A 22,342-nucleotide genomic window follows, 5' to 3' on the forward strand; every position below is an offset into this window, starting at 1 on the left:
GGTGGGCAGCTTTTTTGTCCGGAAATCGAGCGATGCAGATCATCCTGATTCACCCACGCAAGGCCGGCGCGACGCACCTGTCGCGACGCGGCGTCTTCGTGGCTATTGGTGCGGCACTGCTGACCGTGGCGGCTCTGTCCGTCGGCGGAACATGGCTTGCGGCCAAGCAAGGGTTGCTGCCCGGAGCCGGTGCTTCGGCGAGTCCCGGTGGCGACACGCGCGTCATGCGCGAAAACCTGAACCTGATGGCCGCGCGCATCGGCGAAATGCAGGCGCAACTGGTGCGGCTCGATGCCTTGGGCGCGCGCGTGTCCGGGCTGGCAGGCGTGCCGCCCCGTGAGTTCGACTTCAAGTCGCAGCCGGGGCGCGGCGGCCCGGAGGGCGCGTTCTCGCGGCCGATGTCGATGCCCGAGATCCAGTCAGAACTGGATCGCCTGACGCGCTCGGCAGACCAGCGCAACGACTATTTCAGCGTGCTCGAAAGCACGCTGATGGATCGGCAGATCCACGCCAAGATGATGCCAACTGTCCGCCCTGTGGCCACCGGCTATGACTCATCGGGCTTCGGGGTGCGGATCGACCCGTTCACCGGCAGGCGTACGCAGCACGATGGCGTGGATTTCGTCGCGCCGGTCGGCACCCCGATCGTGGCCGCCGCAGGCGGCGTCGTGGTAGCCAGTGAATACCGTAGCGACTACGGCAATATGGTCGATATCGATCACGGCAATGGCCTGAAGACCCGCTATGCCCACGCGTCGAAGGTGTTCGTGAAGGTCGGCGATATCGTCAAGGCAGGCGAGCGCATTGCACTGATCGGCCGTACCGGCCGCGCCACGGGGCCGCATCTGCATTTCGAGGTGCACGTCAACGATGTGCCGCAGAATCCGGTGGCTTTCCTGGAGAACGCCGGCCAGCCCAAGCTGGCTGGCAAGCAGACACCTGTGCCGCAGCTTGCAGACGCGGATATTGGTAAGGGCATGGCCAGCGCTGGTCACTGACGCGCCACGGTTGCAATCGGGGGTGCCTGCCCCCAGTTCCCTATGAGCCTGTGGCCTAAGGGCATGCCCCGGTGCTGCTGCAAAGTGCGGCGTTCCTGCCACATCCGGCCGGCCTGCCGCCATCAAGCGGGCGTTTTGCACATGCTAAACTCCCGCCTTTGCGCCAACCCTTTCTGGGCCGTTGCGCTGCCTGCGTTTCGCCGTGTCGCGCGAGGCGATTCTGGTGGTTCACCGCCCCTAGCCATCGATGATCACGGGCCTTCTCAAGAAGATTTTCGGCAGCCGCAATGAGCGGCTGATCAAACAGTACCGCCGCAAGGTGGCGCAGATCAACGCGCTCGAACCGAAGTTCGAGGCGCTCTCCGATACCGAGCTGCAGGCCAAGACCGAGGAGTTCCGCCAACGCTTCGCCAAGGGCGAGACGCTGGATGCGCTGCTGCCCGAAGCGTTTGCCGTGTGCCGCGAGGCCAGCAAGCGCGTGATGAAGATGCGGCACTTCGACGTGCAGCTGGTCGGTGGCATGGTGCTGCACGACGGCAAGATCGCCGAAATGCGCACGGGTGAAGGCAAGACACTGACCGCGACGCTGGCCGTGTACCTGAACGCCATCTCAGGCCAGGGCGTGCACGTCGTGACGGTCAACGATTACCTTGCCCAGCGCGATGCCGAGTGGATGGGCCGCCTGTACAACTGGCTGGGCCTGTCGGTGGGGGTCAACCTGACCACCATGGACCACGACCAGAAGCAGGCCGCCTACGCGTCGGACATCACCTACGGCACCAACAACGAGTTCGGCTTCGACTACCTGCGCGACAACATGGTGTACGACGCCGGCCAGCGCGTGCAGCGTCCGCTGAACTACGCGATCGTCGACGAGGTGGACTCGATCCTGATCGATGAAGCGCGTACCCCGCTGATCATCTCCGGCCAGGCCGAAGATCACACCGACCTGTACCGCCGCATGAACGGCATCCCCGCGCAGCTTACGCGCCAGATCGGCGAAGAGAAGTCGGATGGCACGGGCGTCGAGAAGCCGGGCGACTACTACGTCGACGAAAAATCGCACCAGGTCTATCTGACTGAATCGGGCCATGAAAAGGCTGAGCAGATCCTGCTCCAGGCAGGCCTGATCGCCGAGGGTGAATCGCTCTACGCGCCGCAGAACATCACGCTGATGCACCACCTGTACGCAGCCCTGCGTGCGCACAGCCTGTTCTTCCGCGATCAGCACTACGTGGTGCAGAACGGTGAAGTGGTGATCGTCGATGAATTCACCGGCCGCCTGATGTCGGGCCGCCGTTGGTCCGACGGTCTGCACCAGGCCGTGGAGGCCAAGGAAGGCGTGCAGATCCAGCAGGAAAACCAGACGCTGGCGACCATCACGTTCCAGAACTACTTCCGCATGTACAACAAGCTGTCGGGCATGACCGGCACGGCGGACACGGAAGCGTACGAATTCCAGGAGATCTACGGCCTTGAAACCGTGGTGATCCCGACCAACCGCACGCCGCAGCGCAAGGACTTGCAGGATCAGATCTACAAGACCTCGAAGGAGCGCTACGACGCCGTCATTCGCGATATTCGCGATTGCTACGAGCGTGGTCAGCCGGTGCTGGTGGGCACGACGTCCATCGAAAACTCCGAGCTGCTGTCGAACCTGCTGAACCAGGTCAAGCTGCCGCACCAGGTGCTCAACGCGAAGCAGCATGAGCGCGAAGCCGCCATCATCGCGGAAGCGGGCCGGCCGAAGGCGATCACCATCGCCACCAACATGGCCGGTCGCGGTACCGACATCGTGCTGGGCGGCAACGTGGAGAAGCAATCCGCTTTCGTGATGGCGGACGAATCGCTCTCTGATGAAGAGAAGGCCGCACGCGTGAAGCAACTGCAGGACGAATGGCAATCGCTGCACGAGCAGGTGAAGGCCGCCGGTGGTCTGCACATTGTCGGTACCGAGCGCCACGAGTCGCGCCGGATCGATAACCAGTTGCGGGGCCGTGCCGGTCGTCAGGGTGATCCGGGTTCGTCGCGCTTTTATCTGTCGTTGGACGATCAGCTGCTGCGCATCTTCGCGGGCGACCGCGTGCGCGCGATCATGGATCGCCTGAAGATGCCCGAAGGCGAGCCGATCGAAGCCGGCATCGTCACGCGCTCGATCGAATCGGCGCAGCGCAAGGTCGAAGGCCGCAACTTCGATATCCGCAAGCAACTGCTGCAGTACGACGACGTCTCCAACGATCAGCGCAAGGAACTCTACAAGCTGCGTAACGAGATTCTCGAAGCGCAGGACGTGGGCGATCTGGTCAAGAACCTGCGCGAGTCCGTGTTCACCGAGCTGTTCCGCACGTATGTGCCGGCCGAGACCATGGAAGAGCAGTGGGATGTTGCCGGCCTGGAGAAGATTCTGCGCGAAGACTGGGGTGTCGACCAGCCGCTGGTGAAGACGCTGGAAGACGCGCAGTCGATCGAAGACGAAGACCTGCTCAAGATGGTGCTGGAGGCTGCCGAAGCGGTGTACGAAGGCAAGGTGGCGCAAGTGGGCCGCGAGTCGTTCGCCGGCTTCGAGCGTTCGGTGATGCTGCAAAGCCTCGACACGCACTGGCGTGAGCACCTGGCTGCGCTCGACATGCTGCGCCAGGGCATCCACCTGCGCGGCTATGCGCAGAAGGACCCGAAGCAAGAGTACAAGCGCGAGTCGTTCGAATTGTTCGGCCGCTTGCTCGATACCATCCGCAATGAAGTCACGCGTATTGTCTTCACGGTGCGTATCCAGTCGCAAGAGGAGCTGGAGCAGGCTTCCGAGCAGATCGAAGAAGACCTTTCGGCGCTGACCAACTTGCAGTACAAGCACGACGAGTTCGACGACCTCGCCGAAGTTGCGGCTGGCGACGCCGAGATCCACGGGGCCGCACCAGCGATGGCCGCGCAGCGTTCGGCGGCATCTGCGGCAGCGGCGGCGCTGGCGGGCGAAGTGCCCAAGGTCGGACGCAATGACCCGTGCCCGTGCGGTTCGGGCAAGAAGTACAAGCAGTGCCACGGCAAGCTGGTTTGACGCTGCCCAGACGCGCCGCCTGGGCGGCGCGCCTCGTTTTCCGTTGATTCACGATGCCCGCAATGCGGGCATCCTTATTTGAAAGGTGTGCTCCATGGCTGTGAATCTCGTCGCGCCCGCCGCTGACTCACTGTTGCCGATCGACGGCGTGGAACTCGGCTGGGCCGAGGCCGGTGTACGCAAGGCCAATCGCAAGGATGTGCTGCTCGTTCGTATCGCCGAGGGCTCGGCGGTGGCTGGTGTGTTCACGCAGAACCGTTTCTGCGCGGCGCCAGTGCAGGTGTGCCGCGAGCATCTGGCGAGCGGCAAGGGGGCGCGGGCGATCGTTGTGAACACGGGCAACGCGAATGCCGGCACGGGCGCGCCGGGCCTCGCGCATGCACGCCAGACCTGCGATGCCGTGGCCAAGCTGCTGGGCGTGTCGGCGGAGCAGGTGCTGCCGTTCTCCACGGGCGTAATTCTGGAGCCGCTGCCGGTCGACCGCATCATCGCCGGACTGCCTGCGGCTGAGGCGAACGCCAAGCCGGACAACTGGCTGGCAGCCGCGGAGGCCATCATGACCACCGACACCGTACCCAAGGCGGCGTCGGCCACGTGCACGCTGTCGGGCAAGACGGTGCGCATGTCGGGCATCAGCAAGGGCGCGGGCATGATCCGTCCGAACATGGCGACGATGCTGGGCTTCATCGCCACCGATGCCAATGTGGACGAAGCTGTGCTGCAAGGTCTGGTGCGCCACGCCGCCGATCATTCGTTCAACAGCGTGACGGTGGACGGCGATACGTCGACCAACGACTCGTTCGTCGTCATCGCGACGGGCCGCGCCGGCACGCCGCGCATCGATTCCGAATCGCACCCTGATTACGCGGCGCTGCGCGATGCGCTGACGGGCCTCGCGCAAGAGCTTGCGCAGAAGATCGTGCGCGACGGCGAGGGTGCGACCAAGTTCATGGCCATCCAGGTCGAGGGCGGCCGCAACGTTGAGGAGTGTCGCCTGATCGCCTATGCGGTCGCACATTCGCCGCTGGTCAAGACCGCGTTCTACGCTTCGGACCCCAACCTCGGCCGCATCCTGGCGGCCGTCGGCTACGCTGGCGTGACGGACCTTGATGTAAACGGCGTCAACCTGTGGCTCGACGACGTGTGGGTCGCGCGTGACGGTGGCCGCAACCCCGAGTACCGCGAAGAAGACGGCCAGCGTGTGATGAAGCAGGCGGAGATCACCGTGCGCATCGCGCTCGGCCGCGGCGACGCCACCGCCAACGTGTGGACGTGCGACTTCTCGCACGACTACGTGTCGATCAACGCGGACTACCGTTCGTAATCCGGAGTCTGCCTCCATGTCGTCCGACCTTTCCGCACGGCTCGACCGCTTTCTTGGGCGGCTCGAGCAATGGCTGCCGCCCGAACTGACCGAGGCGGATTGGAACGAGGCCGTTGCCTTCCGCTGGCGAAAACGTCAGAGCCTGTTCGGCAATATCGGCTATCTCGCGCCGATCCGCCAACTGCCGCCGATCCACCTGAGCGATCTGCACAACATCGAACGTCAGAAAGACGCCATCGTCGCCAACACGCGCCAGTTCGTCAGCAAGCTGCCGGCCAATAACGTGCTGCTCACGGGCGCACGTGGTACCGGCAAGTCGTCGCTCATCAAGGCGTGCCTGAACGAATTCGTGAAGGACGGCCTGCGCCTGGTTGAAGTCGACAAGGATGATCTGGCCGATCTGGGCGATATCGTCGAGCAGCTTTCGACGCGCCCCGAGCGCTTCGCGATCTTCTGCGATGACCTTTCGTTCGAAGAGGGCGAATCGGGCTACAAGGCGCTGAAGTCTGCGCTGGACGGCTCGGTGGCAACGCAATCAGACAACGTGCTGATCTACGCGACGTCCAACCGGCGCCATCTGCTGCCGGAATACATGAAGGACAACGAAACCTATCAGCACACGTCTGACGGCGAAATCCATCCGGGCGAAGTGGTGGAAGAGAAGATCTCGTTGTCGGAGCGCTTCGGACTGTGGCTGTCGTTCTACCCGCCCAAGCAGGACGAATACCTGACCATTGTCGGCCACTGGCTCCGGCATTTCGGCTGCAGCGACGAGGACATCGCCGCTGCACGTGGCGACGCGCTGGTCTGGGCGCTCGAGCGTGGCTCGCGTTCGGGCCGCGTGGCATGGCAATTTGCCCGCGACTGGGGCGGCAAGCATGGGCGGCAGCATGTCGACTGACAATCTGACGCAAGTGCCACCCACGCACACGCCCGACGGCCGCAAGATCACCGAAGTGGCCGTTGGCGTGCTGGTGCAGCCGGACGGCCAGTTCTTGCTGGCCCAGCGTCCAGAAGGCAAGCCTTACGCGGGCTACTGGGAATTTCCTGGCGGCAAGCTTGAAGCGGGCGAATCGGTGGAAGCCGCGCTCACGCGTGAGCTGAAGGAAGAGCTCGATGTGACGCTGCGCACTTGCACGCCGTGGCACACCATCGAGCATGATTATCCGCACGCGTACGTGCGCCTGCATTTCTGCAAGGTGACGGCGTGGGAAGGCACGCTGCGCGCACTGGAAGGCCAGGAATTCGCCTGGCAGACGTTGCCGATCAACGTGGAACCGGTACTGCCGGCCACGCTGCCGGTGTTCGAGTGGATGCGCGCGGAAGACGCCGCTGCGTCTGCCTAGTCTTCCCGTCTCTCCAGGGATCTACTGCGCTTGCAGAAAGGCGGCAACCGCCTGTGCCTGCTCGTCCGTCAACGTGTGAGCAACGGCGCTCATCACTGGCGCATTGGCGCGCGTGCCGTTCTTGAAGACGCTGATCTGCCGCAACAGGTACGTCTCGTGCTGACCGGCCAGACGCGGATAGATATCGTTGCCCTGCGCGTGCGCGCCGTGGCAAGACGCACAGGCGGGCACGCCCTCGGCCGGCAGGCCGTGTTCGAAGATGGTCTTGCCGCGCGCCATCAGTGCCGGATTTCCCGCCTGGCCCGCAGGCGCTGTCTGGCGCGCGTAGTACTCAGCCAGTGAGGCGATGGTGGCATCGTCCAGCTGCGAGGCAATGCCCCACATGAAGGCCTGCGCGTCGGTCTCGCCGCGACCGCGGTTGCGAAAGCCCTTCAGCTGCGCTTCCAGATAGTGCGGAACCTGCGCGTCCAGGCGCGGGAACATGGGCGACCCGCTGGTGCCGTGCGCGCCGTGGCAGGACGCGCACAATTGCTCAGCAAGCCTCTCGCCGTCTTGTGCGGTGGCGGCGCCGGACCAACCCAAGGCCGCGAGTGCGACGAGACCTGCAAGCCAGGCTGGGCCGGATCGATGCAATCCCTTCATCACGTGTTCCCCCCTTCTGTCGTTGATCCGACCAGGCAGCTAGAACATGAACCAGCCGAGCAGATAGATCGTGTTGTTGTTGATCGCGTTGCGCCCGTTGCCGTCGTAGTTGGCGTGGGCGCCGTTGAACTTGAGGTACCACGTGTACTGCAGCGCCAGCTTGATCTGGGGATGCGGCAGATAATCCAGCTCGAAGATCACGCCCTGGGTATCCGGCCGGCCATTGGCGCTGCCGGTGACGGGCGCCGGGGCGTAGAGGCCGGGGTCGGCGTCGCCGGTGGTTGAGAAGTAGGCCAGGGTGGCGCCGTATTTGCGCTGGTAGTAATACGACGCCTTCGCCTTGAATGTATTGAGATGATCCGTCGGGTTGGCCGGCGTCGGACCGGCCCCGATGCCGCCGCTTGGGAAGCTGGCGCGCCAGTCCTGATGCTCATAGATCCACGCCATCTGTGCGGTGAACGTGTGCGTCATCGTCAGATACTGGTACTGGGCATCGAGCGCATAGTCCTGGAAGCGGTCGGTGGGCGTACCGGGCATCGTGTTGTCCGGATACCGGTTGGCCAGCAGCCCGAAGGTGCCGACCATCATCGAATGCGGCCCCCACTCCTGGTTGTAAGCCACACGCCAGTACGGATTGGCTCCGCTCAGGCGCGCCACGCCGCCTGGCGTGGCGGTATCCTGGCCGGCCCGGAATACCGAGAAGGCCTGGTCCGCAGTCCGGTAGGCGCCGAACTCTGCGTAAAGATGGCGTTGCCAGAAGGCATACGCACTTGCCCCCACCACCTGTTGCGCCAGGCTCCCGTCGATGAGCGTCCCGGCCAGCGGCGGCACGCCGACGGTGGGCGACGCGTACGGATAACCGAAGGCGGGGCTGCTGTTCCAGGCGTCGGATACCGTCGGGTTGTTGTTAACCGTGATGCCGTAGATGAAGTCGACGTCCTCCCGCGTCAGGTGCCATGCGGCCCGGATGTCGGTGTTGTCCAGGGCGCTGTGGTGGGCGATGCCGTCGTAAGACCACTGCGCGAAGGCGCCGACTGGCCCGGCAATGCGTCCCGCATAAAACAGGCTGAGCTGCTGGGGGACGGTATCGCCGTCGCGCACGAAATCGTAATTCTGTTGATCGACCGTCCGGGTGTTGGTGCGCGAGATCTGCACCATGCCCGAAATCGGGATCGTGCTCTTGTTGGACAGCGTATAGCCGGTCATCTTGAAGAACCGGCCAAAGGGGGTCAGTTCCGGGAAGCTTACGTGGCAAGCCATGCAGGCCATGCCGGTCTGTCTGGCGAACGCCGGCACCGCAGAGGCCTCTCTTGGCACGCCAAGCGCAACGCAGAGCAGCAGCCAAACAAGCGCATTGAGCGCCGTCGTCGACCGTTGCATGGTGCCCCCCTCTTTTTGTTGTGGTTCACCGTCTCACCTCATCAATAAAGATGACGCGGCTGATTTCGTCAACGTGCGAACTGGGTCACGCTGACGTGGATCAAGACCGGCCAGCCAAGGTGGTATCGCGGCTGAGGGGAGCGAGAGGGCGGGACGGCCTACTGCATGGTGCAACGCACCGGGGGAGTGTCAATTGAGCTTGCCGCTGGTGTCGCCGCCCGGCGCTTCGGGCGGCAGGTCGTCGTCTTCGACCACGGGGATGGTGTACTGCTCGGCCGCCCAGGCGCCCAGATCAATCTGCTTGCAGCGCTCGGAGCAGAACGGCCGGTAACGGCTTTCCGGTACCCACGGCACGGGTTTGCCGCAGGTCGGGCATTTGACGGTCTTCGCGTTCATTGCAAACGTCTAGAAATTGCAGAGCTTGAGCTGGAACGGAATATCGGCGTCGACCGGCTTGGGGCGCAGGTCGCCATCCTGCTGGGTAAAGCGTACCCAGAGCATGTACTTGTTGGCGCTGATCTCAGGGATGAAGCCCAGCGCAGCATCGTCCAGGCGCACCTGCATGAGTTGGTAGACGCGCCCCGACAGCATCTGTTGATAGCTTCCGGCGGTAGCAATGACCTTGCCACTCTGGCCCGACTCGCGCAGCAGGCGCAGCACGATCATCGTCGCGTCACGCAGCGGTACCAGGGGCTGCGCCCATTTGATAATGTCGGCGCGGCGGCGTTCCGCAGGGTGATGCTGCCACGCAAAATACGCCGGCAGGTCAAATTCGCAGGTACCACCGGGAATGATCGCGCGGCTGCGGATGCTGGTCAGCCATTCGTTGTCGGCGATGAGCTGTCCGGCCTTGCCGTGCGTGGCGGTGAGATTGCCCGAGGCGGTTTCCAGCTCGCTGATGACGCCGTCGAGCGCGTCTTGATCGATCTGCGGGTTAGCGCGCAGCGCAGTCAGCGTCTGGCGCTGGCGGTCGAGCTCTTTCAGCAGGTCGGACTTGAGATCGGCGCGGCCCGCCACGTCGACGATCTCGAACAGCGTGGTCAGCGCCACATGGTGCTGCAGCGGATGTTCCTGCACGAGAAAGAAATCCAGCCGCTCGAACAGATCTTCGAGGCGCAGCAGCGTCCGAATGCGTTCGTTGAAGGGATATTCGTACAGGATCAAAACTTGGTGCCCGGTTTGCTGGCCTGCTGGCGTATGTGGCCCCGAAGCCCATTTGGCTTCGATCTGCCCGCATTCTATGCGAGACCCTCGCTCATCACAATGCAAAGGGCTGTGACATCCGCTTTCAGGGCGGTTCAATCCGACCGATAGGCTTGGTCCAGACGGTCGATCTGCGGCTGCAAGTCCGCCAGCGCTCCGCTGTTGTCGATCACGTCGTCCGCGGCTTCCAGGCGCGCTTCACGGCTGGCCTGCCGGGCCACGATAGCCTCGACCTGCGCGCGTGGCAGGCCATTGCGGGCGATCACGCGGGCAATCTGCATCTCGACCGGACAGTCGACGACCAGGATGCGCTCGACAAGGCTGCGCCAGCTTTGATGGCCGGTAAGGGACTCCACCAGAAGCGGTACGACGTAGACGAGGTACGGAGATGCGCCGGATGCTTGCGCGGCGGCTCCGCGTGACAAGGCAATCTCGCGGATCAGCGGATGCGTGATCTGCTCCAGCCGTGTCTTGGCGGTAGCGTCGGAAAAGGCGAGGGCGCGCATGGCGTCGCGATCCATCGCGCCGTCCGGACGCAGGATGCCGGGGCCGAAGGTTTCGACCAGCTTGGGGATGGCAGCCCCGCCGGGCGCGGTGATCTCGTGGGCGATGGCATCGGTGTCGACGATGGCGGCGCCGCGCTCGGCAAGACGGTCCGCCACATAGCTCTTGCCGCTGCCGATGCCGCCAGTCAGGCCAATCACGCGCATGTTACCGACACCCTCAAGGGGCAAGCCCGGGAGCCAGCCCCGTCAGCACGATCAGCTGCGGGCCCGCCAGCAGTGCGATCACGCCCGCGCCGGCAATGAAGGGCCCGAACGAGAACGGCGATTCGCTCTTTGCGCCACGCGCGATACGCACAAGGCCGAAGACCAGGCCGACCACCGACGACAGCAGCACGAGCAAGGGCAGCGCTTGCCAGCCGAACCAGGCGCCCAGGGCGGCCATCAGCTTGAAGTCGCCGTAGCCCATGCCTTCGCGGCCGCGCAGCAGCTTGTAGGCCCAGTAGATCGACCAGAGGAAGAGGTAGCCAGCCATTGCGCCGATGACCGCATCCTGCAGGTGCGTGAACATGCCGAACAGATTCACCCCCAGGCCAAGCCAAAGCAACGGCTGCGTGAGGGCGTCGGGCAGCAGTTGCGTATCCGCGTCGATCATCGTGCCGGCGACCAGAAACCAAAGCAGCGCCGCCGAGGCAACGGCGGTCCACGTCGGGCCGAAGTGCCAGAGGCAAGCGGCGGTCAACAGGCCGGTCGCCGCCTCGACCGCCGGATAGCGCCAGGAGATCGGCGTCTTGCATGCGCTGCAGCGGCCGCGCAGGGCGAGCCAGCTCAACACGGGGACGTTCTCCGACGCCTTGATCTGGTGTCCGCACGACGGGCACGCCGAGCGCGGCACGACCAGGTTGTAGGGGGTGGGCTGGGGCAGCGGCTCGCCGCGTAGCTCGGCGATGTAGTTGGCTTCCTCGCGCTCGATCATGCGCGGCAGACGGTGAATCACCACGTTGAGGAAACTGCCGACCAACAGGCCGACCAGCCCGCCCGCTCCGATCACGAACCACGCCGGCAGTTGCGCCAGCGTGGGGATGACGAACATCTCGGGCATCAAACCACCTGGCCCAGCTTGAAGATCGGCAGGTACATCGCCACGACCATGCCGCCGATCAGCACGCCCAGGATGACGATGATGATTGGCTCGATCAGGGTGGAGATATTGGCGACAGCGTCGTCGACCTCGCGCTCATAGAACTCAGCCACCTTCAGCAGCATGTTGTCCAAGGCGCCGGACTCCTCACCAATCTGCGTCATCTGCAGCACCATGTTGTCGAATACGTGGGTGGCCTGCATGGCGTTGGTCAGGCTCGTGCCGATGCGCACGGCCTGCTGGATCTCAAGGGTGGCATCGTGGTAGACCCAGTTACCTGCTGCACCGGCCACCGATTCCATCGACTCCACCAGCGGCGTTCCGGCAGCAAACATGGTAGCCAGCGTGCGGGTCCATCGCGCGATGGTCGCCTTGCGGATGATGGCGCCAAAGATCGGCATTTTCAGGATGAATCTGTGCGTGGACCGCTGCACGTCCTGCGATCGTTTGAAGGCGCGAGCGAACAGCGTAATTGCGATGACGGGCGTGAAGACGATGATGTACCACCACTTCACGAAGAAGTCGGAGATGCCCATCACCACTAGTGTCGGTGCCGGCAACGTAGCACCAAAGCTAGAGAACACGCCCTTGAACGAAGGCACCACGAAAATCATCAGCACCACCGTCACCAGGAATGCCACCGTCAGCACCGAGATCGGATAGATCATGGCCGACTTGATCTGCGCCTTGAGCGCGATCGACTTTTCCATGTACAGCGACAGGCGCTCGAGCAGGGCGTCGAGGATACCGCCCTGTTCGCCCGCGTCGATCAGGTTGCAGTACAGCGTGTCGAAATACTGGGGATGGCGGCGGAACGCCTGCGCCATGCTGCTACCCGATTCGATATCGAAGCGGATTTCCGTGAGCAACTGCGTGAAGTTAGGGTTGGCATGGCCACGCGAGATGATGTCGATGGACTGCAGCAGCGGCACGCCGGCCTTGAGCATCGTCGAGAGCTGGCGCGTGAAGTACGCCACGTCCTTCTGCGTGATCTTCTTGCCGCGGGCAGCCCGCCGGCGTTTGGACTTCGTGATCGACAGGCCCTGCTTGCGCAGCATGGCATTCACTTCGGTGATGCTCTCGGCGCGCATCTCGCCCTTGAAGATCTTGCCCTTGCGGTCCTTGCCCTCCCACTCGAAGATGTACTGCGTGGGTGCCTTCTTGGCAGCGGTCTTGCGTGCGGGCGCGGCGGCCGCACCCTTTGGGGCGGGTCTTGCTGCGGGTGCTCGTGTGGCCATGGTTGGTTCCTACCCCCCGGTATGGGAACGATTGATCGAGAAGGTTATTGGTTCGTCGTGGCCAGCACTTCCTCGAGGGAAGTCAGCCCTTGCTTCACTTTCTTCAAGCCCGATTCGCGCAACGACAGCACGCCGTCGCGGCGAGCCTGCTCCGCAATCTGCAGTGCTGTACCGTGCGTCAGGATGATTTCCTGAATGGTCTCGGTGATCGGCATGACCTGATAGATGCCGACCCGACCCTTGTAGCCGCTGCCGTTGCACACTTCGCACCCAACCGGATGATACGGTTGCCAGGACCCGTCGAGGTCGGCCTCGGTGAAGCCCGCGTCGAGCAGGGTTTCCTTCGGCAGCGGCCCTGTCCTCTTGCATTCCTTGCAGAGTCGCCGCGCCAGGCGCTGTGCCGTGATCATCAGCACCGACGACGCGATGTTGAACGGCGCGACGCCCATGTTCATCAGGCGCGTCAGCGTGGTCGGCGCATCGTTGGTGTGCAGCGTGGAGAACACCAGGTGGCCGGTTTGCGCTGCCTTGATGGAGATGTCCGCGGTTTCCAGATCCCGGATTTCGCCGACCATGATGATGTCCGGATCCTGCCGCAGGAATGACTTCAGCGCTGCCGCGAAGGTCAGTCCTGCCTTGTCGTTCACGTTGACCTGGTTGATGCCGGGCAACTGGATTTCCGCCGGGTCTTCGGCTGTGGAAATATTGATGTCGCCCTGGTTCAACATGTTCAGGAAGGTGTACAGCGACACCGTCTTGCCCGAGCCGGTGGGCCCCGTCACCAGCACCATGCCGTAGGGGCGCTTGATCACGTCGAGCAGCAATTGCTTCTGCTCGGGCTCGTAGCCGAGCTGGTCGATGTCGAGCCGTTCGGTGGACGACTCCAGAATCCGGATCACGATCTTTTCGCCGAACAGCGTCGGCAGCGTGGAGACCCGGAAGTCGATGGCGCGCTCGACCATCTCCTTGTTCTCTTTGTCCTTCTTGTCTTTCGGGACGGTGATGAGCAGCTTCATGCGGCCGTCTTGGGGCACGCGTTTTTCCGAGATGTCCAGGCGCGAAAGCACTTTGATCCGTGTGGCGATCTTGTCGCGGATGTCCAGCGGCGGTTGTGCCACTTGCGCCAGGATGCCGTCGATGCGAAACCGCACGCGGTAAAACGTTTCAAACGGCTCGAAGTGAAGGTCTGACGCGCCCCGCAGCAGCGCCTCGGTAAAGAGTTTCTGCAGGAAACGCACCACAGGGGCATCGTCGATCCCGTCGGTGGTGGTACGTCGCGTGGCGGCAGCGGCACCCGGGTCGTATACGATCTGGGTGGCCTCCTGCTTGGGATAGAGCGACTTGATTTCGGCAGGGGCCTCGTTCGCGAGACTGAGTTGGCGCACGAGCTTGTCGTGTTCGACGATCACCGTCTCGACCGCCACGTTCATCTTCTGGCGCAGCTCTTCGATCGGCTTCGGGTCGCTCGGGTCGGACGTCGCGAGGATCAGACGGTTGTCTCGCCGGCCAAGTGGCAGCAGCCGCAACTGCGCGAAGTGCCTGTTGGCAGAGAGCACGGCCGGCACGGTGTCGAGCTTGTACTGGGCCAGATCCAGCAAGGGCATCTGGTATTTGCCCGCAACGAACACGGCCAGATCGTGCGCGCTCATGATGCCGCTACCCACCAGTTCGTCGATCAATTGCGTGCGCTTTTCGCGCGCGCTCTGTTCGAGTTGGGCGAGCAACGTCGGCGCGATCCGCCGGCTCTGTGCTAGAGCGAGTCCGAGTGTCATGAGCCTGTCTGACTGACCATTTCAGCGCACCCGGCCCCACTGCCTCTCGTGTGCGCCCGCCCCCCATAGGCGAGTTGTTTTATGTTCTGTAGCCGGGACCCCACCCATTCGTGGGGGGTAACGCCCGGGATCGGGGCAGTTTGCCGACCGCCCCTGCATTTGTAAAGCGCACACCAAAGCGCCACGTGCATTTGTGCCACATCGGCAGAAAACCGCGCGGACTGAAGGCTCCCGTGCGGGGGAGTGGTCTCAGCCTCGCTTTACAGGTACCGGCCGATGGAGCCGGACTGTCCGGATCGACTGGTTATCCATTTGCACGATATCCATTACGCACCCCGCGATTTTCACGCTGACCGCTGCCTCCGGGATCTCCTCCAGGACTTCAAGAATCAGCCCATTGAGTGTCTTCGGACCATCTGTCGGCAGGCTCAGGCCCAGGCGTCGGTTCAGGTCGCGCAACGACATGCCCGCGTCCGCAAGATAGGTGCCTTCCTTGTCCCAGGCGAGCTTTTCGGCGTTGGGGAGTGTGGTGGTGAACTCGCCGATCATCTCCTCGATGATGTCCTCGAGTGTCACCAGGCCCAGCATGTCGCCGTATTCGTTGACGATCAGGCCGAGGCGGCGGCGGTTCTCCTGAAAGTACTGTAGCTGCCGGAACACCGGGGTGCCGCTCGGCACAAAGTAAGGCTCGGCCAGCAGATTGCGGAAATCGTTGTGTGTCAGCTCGGTATGCCCCAGCAGCGATAGCGCCTTGCGCACATGCAGGATGCCGATCACCTGGTCGCTGTCGTGCTCGAATACGGGCAGCTTGTTGTGATAGCAGGTTTCGAGTTGCTGAATCACCTCTTCGATCGGGCGCGACAGATCGAGCGATTCCACTCGCGCACGCGGCGTCATCACGTCATCCACGGTAATGGCATCGAGGTCGAACAGGTTCAGCAGGATGCTGCGGTGCTTGTGCGGGATGAAATTGCCCGACTCCAGCACCAGCGTGCGCAGCTCCTCTGTCGACATGCGCTGTTCCGGGGCGGCTTTCGTGTTGATGCGCACCAGCCGCAACAGGCCCATAGCGAAGGCATTGACCACCGCCACCAGCGGAGTCGCCACTTTCATCAGGGGCCCGATGATGAAACTGGCTGGAAACGCGATGCGCTCGGGGAAGGTTGCACCGACGATCTTGGGTGCAATCTCGCAGAACACGATGATGAGGAAGGCGACGATGGCGGTGGCGATCGACAGCGTCGTCCCGCTGTTGCCGAAGTAGTGGATTGCCAGATTCGCAATCAGCACGGGCACGGCGGTGTTGATCAGATTGTTGCCGATCAGGATCAGCGAGAGCAGCTTGTCCGTCTGGCCCAGCAACTGCTGCGTGTTGCGCGCGCCCGATACATTGGATTTGGCAAGATGGCGAAGGCGATGGCGGTTGAGCGCCATCATCGCGGTTTCGGAAATCGAGAAAAAAGCGGAGCAGCACAGCAGCAGCGCAACGGCGCCGAGCTGCGCCCAGAGCGGCCAGGAGTCCAAGGCGGGGGAGCGGAAGCAGCGAAGCGCCCACTATAGCAGAGGGGTTTGTCGCGCCACCATGTAAAGCCATGGGTTGCACGCACAACACCACGCTTGCCGGACAAGGCAAGCACTGCACCAGAGCACTTGAGAAATGGCGCGGCGATGCTGAAACACGATGCCGCAAGAACTGCTTGACTACGAGAAACTGGTCGGGGTGAGAGGATTCGAACCTCCGGCCTCTACGTCCCGAACGTAGCGCTCTACCAGGCTAAGCTACACCCCGATGCTTCTTCGCAACTCTCGTGCGTGTCAGGACTGACGTTGCAGCGAGAAAGCACACAAGTCTATCAGCGTCTGACGGAAAAGGGAAGGGGGGAAAGCGGTGACGGCCGCTTCTGCTGCGGCCGCTTCGCGCTCGGCAGCCTGGCGCGTGTATTCCAGCGCGCCGGACGCCTGGATCGCAGCAAAGATCGCGTCGAAATGTTCCGTGCCGCCTTGCTCGATGGCCTGGCGCGCCAGCGCGCGCTGTGCTTCGGTGCCGTTCGACAGCAGGTGAATGAGCGGTAGCGTTGGCTTGCCCTCGCGCAGGTCGTCACCGGCGTTTTTGCCCATCTGGTCGGCCGTCGCGGTGTAATCGAGCAGGTCATCCACGATCTGGAAGGCCGTCCCGATGCGGCGGCCATATTCTGCCGCAGCCTCTTCCGTGGCGGCATCCGCGCCCGACAGCACGGCGCCAATTTGCGCGGCGGCCTCGAACAGCTTGGCGGTCTTGTAGCGGATGACCTGCAGATAGCGCTCTTCCGTCACGTCCGGATCGTGCATGTTGAGCAGTTGCAGGACCTCGCCTTCGGAAATGACGTTGGTGGCGTCCGCCAGGATCTGCATGATGCGCATGCTGTTGGCCTGCACCATCATCTGGAAGGCGCGTGAATACAGGAAGTCGCCCACCAGGACACTCGCCGCGTTGCCGAAGACCGCGTTGGCGGTTTTGCGCCCGCGGCGCAGATCGGATTCGTCCACCACGTCGTCGTGCAGCAGCGTGGCCGTATGGATGAACTCGACCACGGCGGCCAGCTCATGCTGATGTTCGCCCTTGTAACCCAGCGCGTTGGCCACGAGCAGCAGGATCACGGGGCGCAGGCGCTTGCCGCCCGCGCTAATGATGTACTCGCCGATCTGGTTGATCAGCACCACTTCCGAGCCGAGCCGGCGCCGGATCACGGCATCGACGGCGCGCATGTCTTCAGCGACGGGGGCGAGCAGGACGGAGGCGGAGGTCTGGGTCAAGGCGGGTTCCAGCGAAGGGCGGTGTCTGACAGTTGGCGGGCGCGCAACGGGTGCGGCGCAAAAACCGCAAAATTATAGAGCAAGCAGTCGTTCGCCCGTCGGCGTCTGCGGTGCGCGGGTGATGCGCCGGCCCGTTGCGTGGGCGGCACGCTTTGGCCTTTGATTTACTTGGGTTTTTCTTGTATATTTAGCGGTTCTCTGTGCCCGTCGCCCGCGTATGTGGGCGGTGAGTGGCGCAAGAGTCACGTTTTAGTTCTTTTATCGAGGTCCGACAATGTACGCGGTCGTAAAAACCGGCGGTAAGCAATACAAGGTTGCTGCTGGCGAAAAACTGAAAGTAGAACAGATACCGGCGGACGTTGGCGCAGAAATCACGCTTGACCAGGTGCTCGCAGTGGGCGCCGGCGACCAACTGAAGGTTGGTGCGCCGCTGGTGAGCGGGGCTGCCGTCAAAGCCACCGTCATCTCCCATGGTCGTCACGACAAGGTGAAAATCTTCAAGATGCGCCGTCGTAAGCACTACCAGAAGCACCAGGGGCATCGTCAAAATTACACCGAGTTGCGTATCGACTCGATCGTGGCCTGAGGCTGCGTCGTCTACGTAACCGGATAGGAGTTCAGTCATGGCACAGAAAAAAGGCGGCGGTTCCACACGGAACGGCCGCGATTCCGAGTCGAAGCGCCTGGGCGTGAAGGTGTACGGCGGTCAAGCCATCAACGCTGGCGGCATCATCGTTCGCCAACGCGGCACCCGCACGCACGCTGGCGTGAATGTGGGCATGGGCAAGGACCACACCCTCTTCGCGCTGGTCGATGGCCACGTGAAGTTCGCCAACCGCGGCGAAGGCAAGAAGCAGTTCGTCGACGTTGTTCCGGCGGCCTGATTCAGCCTTGTAGTCAAAAGGCCCCGCACCCGTGCGGGGCTTTTTCGTTTCTGGCTGCTAACAAAACGCGACCCTGATCCTGGGCGGTACGCTGCTTCTTGGCGCTTGTTTCCAGGTGCGTTCTGTTAGCAATGGCGCGAGCGGCGCCGATTTCTTTTTACCTGCCGTGCGCACGCCGCACGGGCGGAGGCCCTCCATGAAGTTCATCGACGAAGCCCGGATTGAAGTGATCGCTGGTGACGGCGGCAACGGCAGCGCCTCGATGCGCCGCGAGAAATTCGTCCCGTTCGGCGGACCGGACGGCGGCGACGGTGGGCGTGGCGGTAGCGTGTGGGCCGTGGCAGACCGCAACATCAACACCCTGATCGATTACCGCTTCGCCAAGAAGCATCTCGCACGCAACGGCGAAAACGGCCGGGGTGCCGACTGCTACGGCGCCGCAGGCGACGACATCACGCTGCGCATGCCCGTCGGTACCGCCATCTACGATGCCGACACCGACGAGCTGATCGCCGACCTGACGCTCGATGGTCAACGCCTGTGCCTGGCGCGCGGCGGCGAGGGGGGCTGGGGCAACATCCACTTCAAGTCGAGCACCAACCGTGCGCCGCGCCAGAAGACCGATGGCAAGCCCGGCGAGCGACGCAACCTGCGGCTGGAGCTGAAGGTGCTGGCCGATGTGGGGCTACTGGGGATGCCCAATGCCGGGAAGTCGACGCTGATCACCGCCATCTCCAACGCGCGCCCTAAGATTGCTGACTATCCGTTCACGACGCTGCATCCGAACCTGGGCGTGGTGCGCACCGGTCCGTCGAAATCGTTCGTTGTGGCGGATATTCCGGGCCTCATCGAAGGTGCCGCCGAAGGTGCGGGCCTGGGCCACCAGTTCCTGCGTCACCTGCAACGCACGCGCGTGCTCCTGCACGTCGTGGACCTGGCTCCATTCGACGAAAATGTCGATCCGGTGGCCGAAGCCAAGGCCATCGTCGGCGAACTGAAGAAATATGACGCCGAGCTCTATGAGAAGCCGCGCTGGCTGGTGCTCAACAAGCTCGACATGGTGCCCCAGGAAGAACGCGAAGCGCGCGTGAAAGACTTCGTGAAGCGCTTCAAGTGGAAGGGGCCGGTGCACCGAATTTCTGCGCTGACCCACGACGGCACGCAGGCGCTGGTCCACGCGATCCAGGAGTATCTGGACGAACTGCGCGCGCAAGAAGAGGCCGCCGCCGCTGCACCGGACCTCCGTCTTGACCCAACCCTGCACAACGTCGATCAAGGCAGCGGCGACGACGACACCCACGCATAACCACCACAATATTCATCGGAGACACGCCACCATGGCCCTGCGTTCGCTGATTGCCGATGCGCGCCGCCTTGTCGTCAAGGTCGGGTCCAGTCTGGTTACGAATGACGGACGCGGGCTCGACCAGGCCGCCATCGCCCGTTGGGCCGAGCAGATCGCGGCGCTGCGGGCGGCCGGCAAGGAGGTCGTGCTGGTCAGCTCAGGCGCCATCGCCGAGGGCATGCAGCGGTTGGGCTGGACCAAGCGTCCGAAGGAGATTCATGAGTTGCAGGCCGCCGCGGCCGTGGGGCAGATGGGGCTGGCGCAGGTGTACGAATCCGAGTTCGCGCGGCACAGCATCCGCACCGCGCAGGTGCTGCTCACGCATGGCGATTTGGCCGATCGCGAGCGCTATCTCAACGCACGTTCCACGCTGCTCACGCTGCTGAGCCTCGGTGTCGTGCCGATCATCAACGAGAACGACACGGTCGTCACCGACGAGATCAAGTTTGGCGACAATGATACGCTGGGCGCGCTGGTCACCAACCTGATCGAAGGTGATGCGCTGATCATCCTGACAGACCAGCGCGGCCTGTATACCGCTGACCCGCGCAAGGACCCGGACGCCCGCTTTGTCGACGAGGCGCAAGCCGGCACGCCAGATCTTGAGCAGATGGCCGGCGGCGCCGGTTCGAGCATCGGCAAGGGCGGCATGCTGACGAAGATTCTGGCGGCCAAGCGTGCGGCCAAATCGGGTGCGCACACTATCATCGCTTCGGGGCGCGAGCCCGACGTGCTTGCGCGCCTGGCGAATGGCGAGGCCATCGGCACGCAACTTCGCGCGCCGACGGGGCGGATGGCGGCACGCAAGCAATGGATGATCGATCACCTGCAACTGCGCGGTCGCGTGGTGCTGGATGCCGGTGCAGTGGAAAAACTCACGGCCGGCGGAAAGTCGTTGCTACCGATCGGCGTGACCGAAGTGCAGGGCGAATTTGCGCGCGGCGAGGTGATTTCTTGCGTGGATACGGCAGGCCGTGAAGTGGCGCGGGGGCTGACGAACTATTCGTCGGCCGAGGCCCGGCTCATCGCGCGCAGGGCATCCTCCGAGATCGAGTCGGTGCTTGGCTACGTAAGCGCCGCGGAGCTGGTGCACCGGGACAACCTGGTGCTGCTCTGATTCAGTCGCTCGGCGGCGTGTCAAAACAAAAGGCCAACCTTGCAGGGTTGGCCTTTGTGTTTGAGGCAGATGATGCAGTACGCCGACGTTTGCCGCTCAGGGCCCGAAATACCGGCCGCCCTGTCCCAACCGTTGCACCAGCGTAGAGGCCTTTCCATCTCCAGCTACCGAGCGCACGTCGCAGAAGTACGAGCGCATCAGCGCCGACGCATAGTCCGTCGGACCGCCATTGCCAACGCGCTGCCAATCCGTGGCGGGCTTGTAGGCATTCATGCTGGCGGACTCGGTATTCGCGGTTTCGTTCATGTCCACCGCGCGGTTGCTGATCCATTGGTTGGTGTCATTGCGCAGCGTCGCATAGATGCGTCGTTCTGCCGTATCGCAGCGCAGGCCTTCGTAGTTCACGTTGCGCGCGCCCGTCTTGCTGGTGATCAGCACGGTGTAGCGCACCACGTTGTCCTTGCCGATCGACACCGATTTCGGATCGATGGCAAAACGCAGCGGCGAATCAGTGCGGCCGCCCACATCGAACGGCACGGCATCACGATCGACCGGCGGAGCCGGGAAGGTCACGGCGTCTTCCTTGAAGGGCTTGTCGTTGAACGGGTCCATCAACAGCTTGTCTTCGAGGTCGCCGGTGCGGTTGTGGCCACATGCCGTCAACGCCAGCGCAGCCGCCAGCGCGAGCGGCACGAGAGCGCGGTGCGCTCCACGTGTCGTCGTCTTTACATTCACGAGTTGTCCTTGGACGGAGTGTCTTCGGGGTTGGGAGAGGCCGCCGCTTCCGGTGCAGCCACCGTCTCGACGATGACCGTCGTGGTGGTGACCGTCAACGTCGGCTGGGGGCGCGGGCCGCCGTGGCCCCCCGAGCGGTCACGGCCTTCGCGTTGCTCGCGATGCTGTCCGCCGCGCCCATAGGGCGACAGCGGTGCGCGCGCCTGCCGCTGCACGAAGCGCGAAAGCTCCGACAGCGCCAGCTGATACACCTCGCGCTTGAACTCAATGACGGCCTCGAGCGGCACCCAGTACTGGCTCCACCGCCACGCATCGAATTCCGGATGCTCGGTGGCGCGCAACTGGATGTCGCAGTCGCGACCGACCATGCGCAGCAGGAACCAGATCTGTTTCTGGCCCCGGTAGTGGCCGCGAATCTCGCGGCGGATGAACTTGTCCGGCACCTCATACCGCAGCCAGTCGCGCGTGCGACCGACGATCCGGACGTGTTCTGGCAACAGGCCGACTTCTTCGTGCAGTTCGCGGAACATCGCTTGTTCGGGCGTCTCGCCGTACTTGATGCCGCCTTGTGGAAACTGCCAGGAGTGCTCGCCAATGCGCTTGCCCCAGAACACCTCGTTTCTTGCGTTGATGAGGATGATGCCGACGTTCGGGCGGAAGCCTTCACGATCGAGCATGACTGCACCTCGAATACTTTAGAATTACGCCGATTATAGAGCGGCCCGTCGCTCGGCTGTCACAGAAGCCGAAATGTTGCCGCTCACTCGCGCCTCCTGGGGGAGGGGTGCCGATCGCGCGAATGTGCGCCAGGCGCCTCGTCTCATCTCCTGATTCCGGTGGCTTTTGCCCTTGTTCTCGCGGCTTTGACG

Annotated in this window: 21 protein-coding genes and 1 tRNA gene; 9 read left to right on the top strand and 13 right to left on the bottom strand. The window is 63.4% G+C overall.

Annotation, left to right across the window (positions count from 1 at the left end; all coding sequences use genetic code 11):
- Nucleotides 1–32 precede the first annotated feature (32 nt).
- The 5 genes from R2N03_RS00195 to R2N03_RS00215 all read left to right on the top strand — a co-directional run bounded on the left by R2N03_RS00195 (nt 33) and on the right by R2N03_RS00215 (nt 6,720).
- Nucleotides 33–998: a M23 family metallopeptidase gene (locus R2N03_RS00195; protein ID WP_316653706.1), complete on the top strand. Its 966-nt coding sequence runs from the start codon at nt 33–35 to the stop codon at nt 996–998.
- Nucleotides 999–1,245: 247 nt separating this feature from the next.
- Complete coding sequence (gene secA, locus R2N03_RS00200) at nt 1,246–4,050, top strand: preprotein translocase subunit SecA (protein ID WP_316653707.1); 2,805 nt, start codon at nt 1,246–1,248, stop codon at nt 4,048–4,050.
- 94 nt (nt 4,051–4,144) lie between these two features.
- On the top strand, nt 4,145–5,374 hold the full coding sequence (gene argJ, locus R2N03_RS00205; protein ID WP_316653708.1) for a bifunctional glutamate N-acetyltransferase/amino-acid acetyltransferase ArgJ: 1,230 nt from the start codon (nt 4,145–4,147) through the stop codon (nt 5,372–5,374).
- A 16-nt stretch (nt 5,375–5,390) separates the two neighbouring features.
- Nucleotides 5,391–6,275 (top strand): ATP-binding protein, encoded by an 885-nt coding sequence (locus tag R2N03_RS00210; protein ID WP_316653710.1) that lies wholly within the window; start codon nt 5,391–5,393, stop codon nt 6,273–6,275.
- Complete coding sequence (locus R2N03_RS00215; protein WP_316653711.1) at nt 6,265–6,720, top strand: NUDIX domain-containing protein; 456 nt, start codon at nt 6,265–6,267, stop codon at nt 6,718–6,720. Before R2N03_RS00210 ends, R2N03_RS00215 begins: the two co-directional genes overlap by 11 nt.
- 21 nt (nt 6,721–6,741) lie before the next feature.
- Here R2N03_RS00215 and R2N03_RS00220 read toward each other — a convergent pair whose 3' ends face one another.
- The 11 genes from R2N03_RS00220 to ispB form a co-directional block, all read right to left on the bottom strand.
- The gene (locus R2N03_RS00220; RefSeq protein ID WP_316653712.1) at nt 6,742–7,362 is read right to left on the bottom strand and encodes a c-type cytochrome; all 621 of its coding nucleotides are present in this window, start codon (nt 7,360–7,362) and stop codon (nt 6,742–6,744) included.
- Between the two features lie 39 nt (nt 7,363–7,401).
- Complete coding sequence (locus R2N03_RS00225) at nt 7,402–8,742, bottom strand: cytochrome C (protein ID WP_316653713.1); 1,341 nt, start codon at nt 8,740–8,742, stop codon at nt 7,402–7,404.
- Between the two features lie 189 nt (nt 8,743–8,931).
- Nucleotides 8,932–9,138 carry a DNA gyrase inhibitor YacG gene (locus tag R2N03_RS00230; protein WP_316653714.1) on the bottom strand — a complete coding sequence of 69 codons (207 nt, stop codon included), beginning with the start codon at nt 9,136–9,138 and terminating at the stop codon, nt 8,932–8,934.
- A 9-nt stretch (nt 9,139–9,147) separates the two neighbouring features.
- A complete protein-coding gene (gene zapD / locus R2N03_RS00235; RefSeq protein ID WP_316653715.1) occupies nt 9,148–9,906 on the bottom strand; it encodes a cell division protein ZapD in 759 nt (252 codons plus the stop codon).
- Between the two features lie 134 nt (nt 9,907–10,040).
- The gene (coaE, locus tag R2N03_RS00240; protein WP_316653716.1) at nt 10,041–10,655 is read right to left on the bottom strand and encodes a dephospho-CoA kinase; all 615 of its coding nucleotides are present in this window, start codon (nt 10,653–10,655) and stop codon (nt 10,041–10,043) included.
- 13 nt (nt 10,656–10,668) lie between these two features.
- A complete protein-coding gene (locus R2N03_RS00245) occupies nt 10,669–11,550 on the bottom strand; it encodes a prepilin peptidase (RefSeq protein WP_316653718.1) in 882 nt (293 codons plus the stop codon).
- Nucleotides 11,550–12,827: a type II secretion system F family protein gene (locus R2N03_RS00250; protein WP_316653720.1), complete on the bottom strand. Its 1,278-nt coding sequence runs from the start codon at nt 12,825–12,827 to the stop codon at nt 11,550–11,552. Before R2N03_RS00250 ends, R2N03_RS00245 begins: the two co-directional genes overlap by 1 nt.
- A gap of 44 nt (nt 12,828–12,871) precedes the next feature.
- On the bottom strand, nt 12,872–14,599 hold the full coding sequence (gene pilB, locus R2N03_RS00255; protein WP_316653721.1) for a type IV-A pilus assembly ATPase PilB: 1,728 nt from the start codon (nt 14,597–14,599) through the stop codon (nt 12,872–12,874).
- A 249-nt stretch (nt 14,600–14,848) separates the two neighbouring features.
- A complete protein-coding gene (locus R2N03_RS00260) occupies nt 14,849–16,123 on the bottom strand; it encodes an HlyC/CorC family transporter (RefSeq protein ID WP_316653723.1) in 1,275 nt (424 codons plus the stop codon).
- A 188-nt stretch (nt 16,124–16,311) separates the two neighbouring features.
- A tRNA-Pro gene (locus R2N03_RS00265) sits at nt 16,312–16,388 on the bottom strand.
- Nucleotides 16,389–16,414: 26 nt separating this feature from the next.
- On the bottom strand, nt 16,415–17,344 hold the full coding sequence (gene ispB, locus R2N03_RS00270) for an octaprenyl diphosphate synthase (protein WP_316656465.1): 930 nt from the start codon (nt 17,342–17,344) through the stop codon (nt 16,415–16,417).
- A 322-nt stretch (nt 17,345–17,666) separates the two neighbouring features.
- Between ispB and rplU the strand changes: the two genes are divergently transcribed.
- The 4 genes from rplU (at nt 17,667) to proB (ending at nt 20,738) form a co-directional block, all read left to right on the top strand.
- Nucleotides 17,667–17,978, top strand: coding sequence for a 50S ribosomal protein L21 (gene rplU / locus R2N03_RS00275; RefSeq protein ID WP_011002728.1), 312 nt, complete (start codon nt 17,667–17,669; stop codon nt 17,976–17,978).
- A gap of 37 nt (nt 17,979–18,015) precedes the next feature.
- Entirely contained in the window at nt 18,016–18,276 is a 261-nt protein-coding gene (gene rpmA, locus R2N03_RS00280) for a 50S ribosomal protein L27 (RefSeq protein ID WP_004633021.1), read from the top strand.
- Between the two features lie 196 nt (nt 18,277–18,472).
- Nucleotides 18,473–19,582: a GTPase ObgE gene (obgE, locus tag R2N03_RS00285; RefSeq protein ID WP_316653744.1), complete on the top strand. Its 1,110-nt coding sequence runs from the start codon at nt 18,473–18,475 to the stop codon at nt 19,580–19,582.
- Between the two features lie 31 nt (nt 19,583–19,613).
- Nucleotides 19,614–20,738: a glutamate 5-kinase gene (gene proB, locus R2N03_RS00290; RefSeq protein ID WP_316653747.1), complete on the top strand. Its 1,125-nt coding sequence runs from the start codon at nt 19,614–19,616 to the stop codon at nt 20,736–20,738.
- Between the two features lie 96 nt (nt 20,739–20,834).
- Here proB and R2N03_RS00295 read toward each other — a convergent pair whose 3' ends face one another.
- The gene (locus R2N03_RS00295; protein ID WP_316653749.1) at nt 20,835–21,473 is read right to left on the bottom strand and encodes a CNP1-like family protein; all 639 of its coding nucleotides are present in this window, start codon (nt 21,471–21,473) and stop codon (nt 20,835–20,837) included.
- Nucleotides 21,470–22,150 carry an RNA pyrophosphohydrolase gene (locus R2N03_RS00300; protein WP_316653751.1) on the bottom strand — a complete coding sequence of 227 codons (681 nt, stop codon included), beginning with the start codon at nt 22,148–22,150 and terminating at the stop codon, nt 21,470–21,472. The genes R2N03_RS00295 and R2N03_RS00300 overlap by 4 nt, the downstream gene beginning before the upstream one ends.
- Nucleotides 22,151–22,342 lie beyond the last annotated feature (192 nt).

Origin of the sequence: Ralstonia condita (genome assembly GCF_958405655.1) — a bacterium.
GTDB classification, from domain to species: Bacteria; Pseudomonadota; Gammaproteobacteria; order Burkholderiales; family Burkholderiaceae; genus Ralstonia; species Ralstonia condita.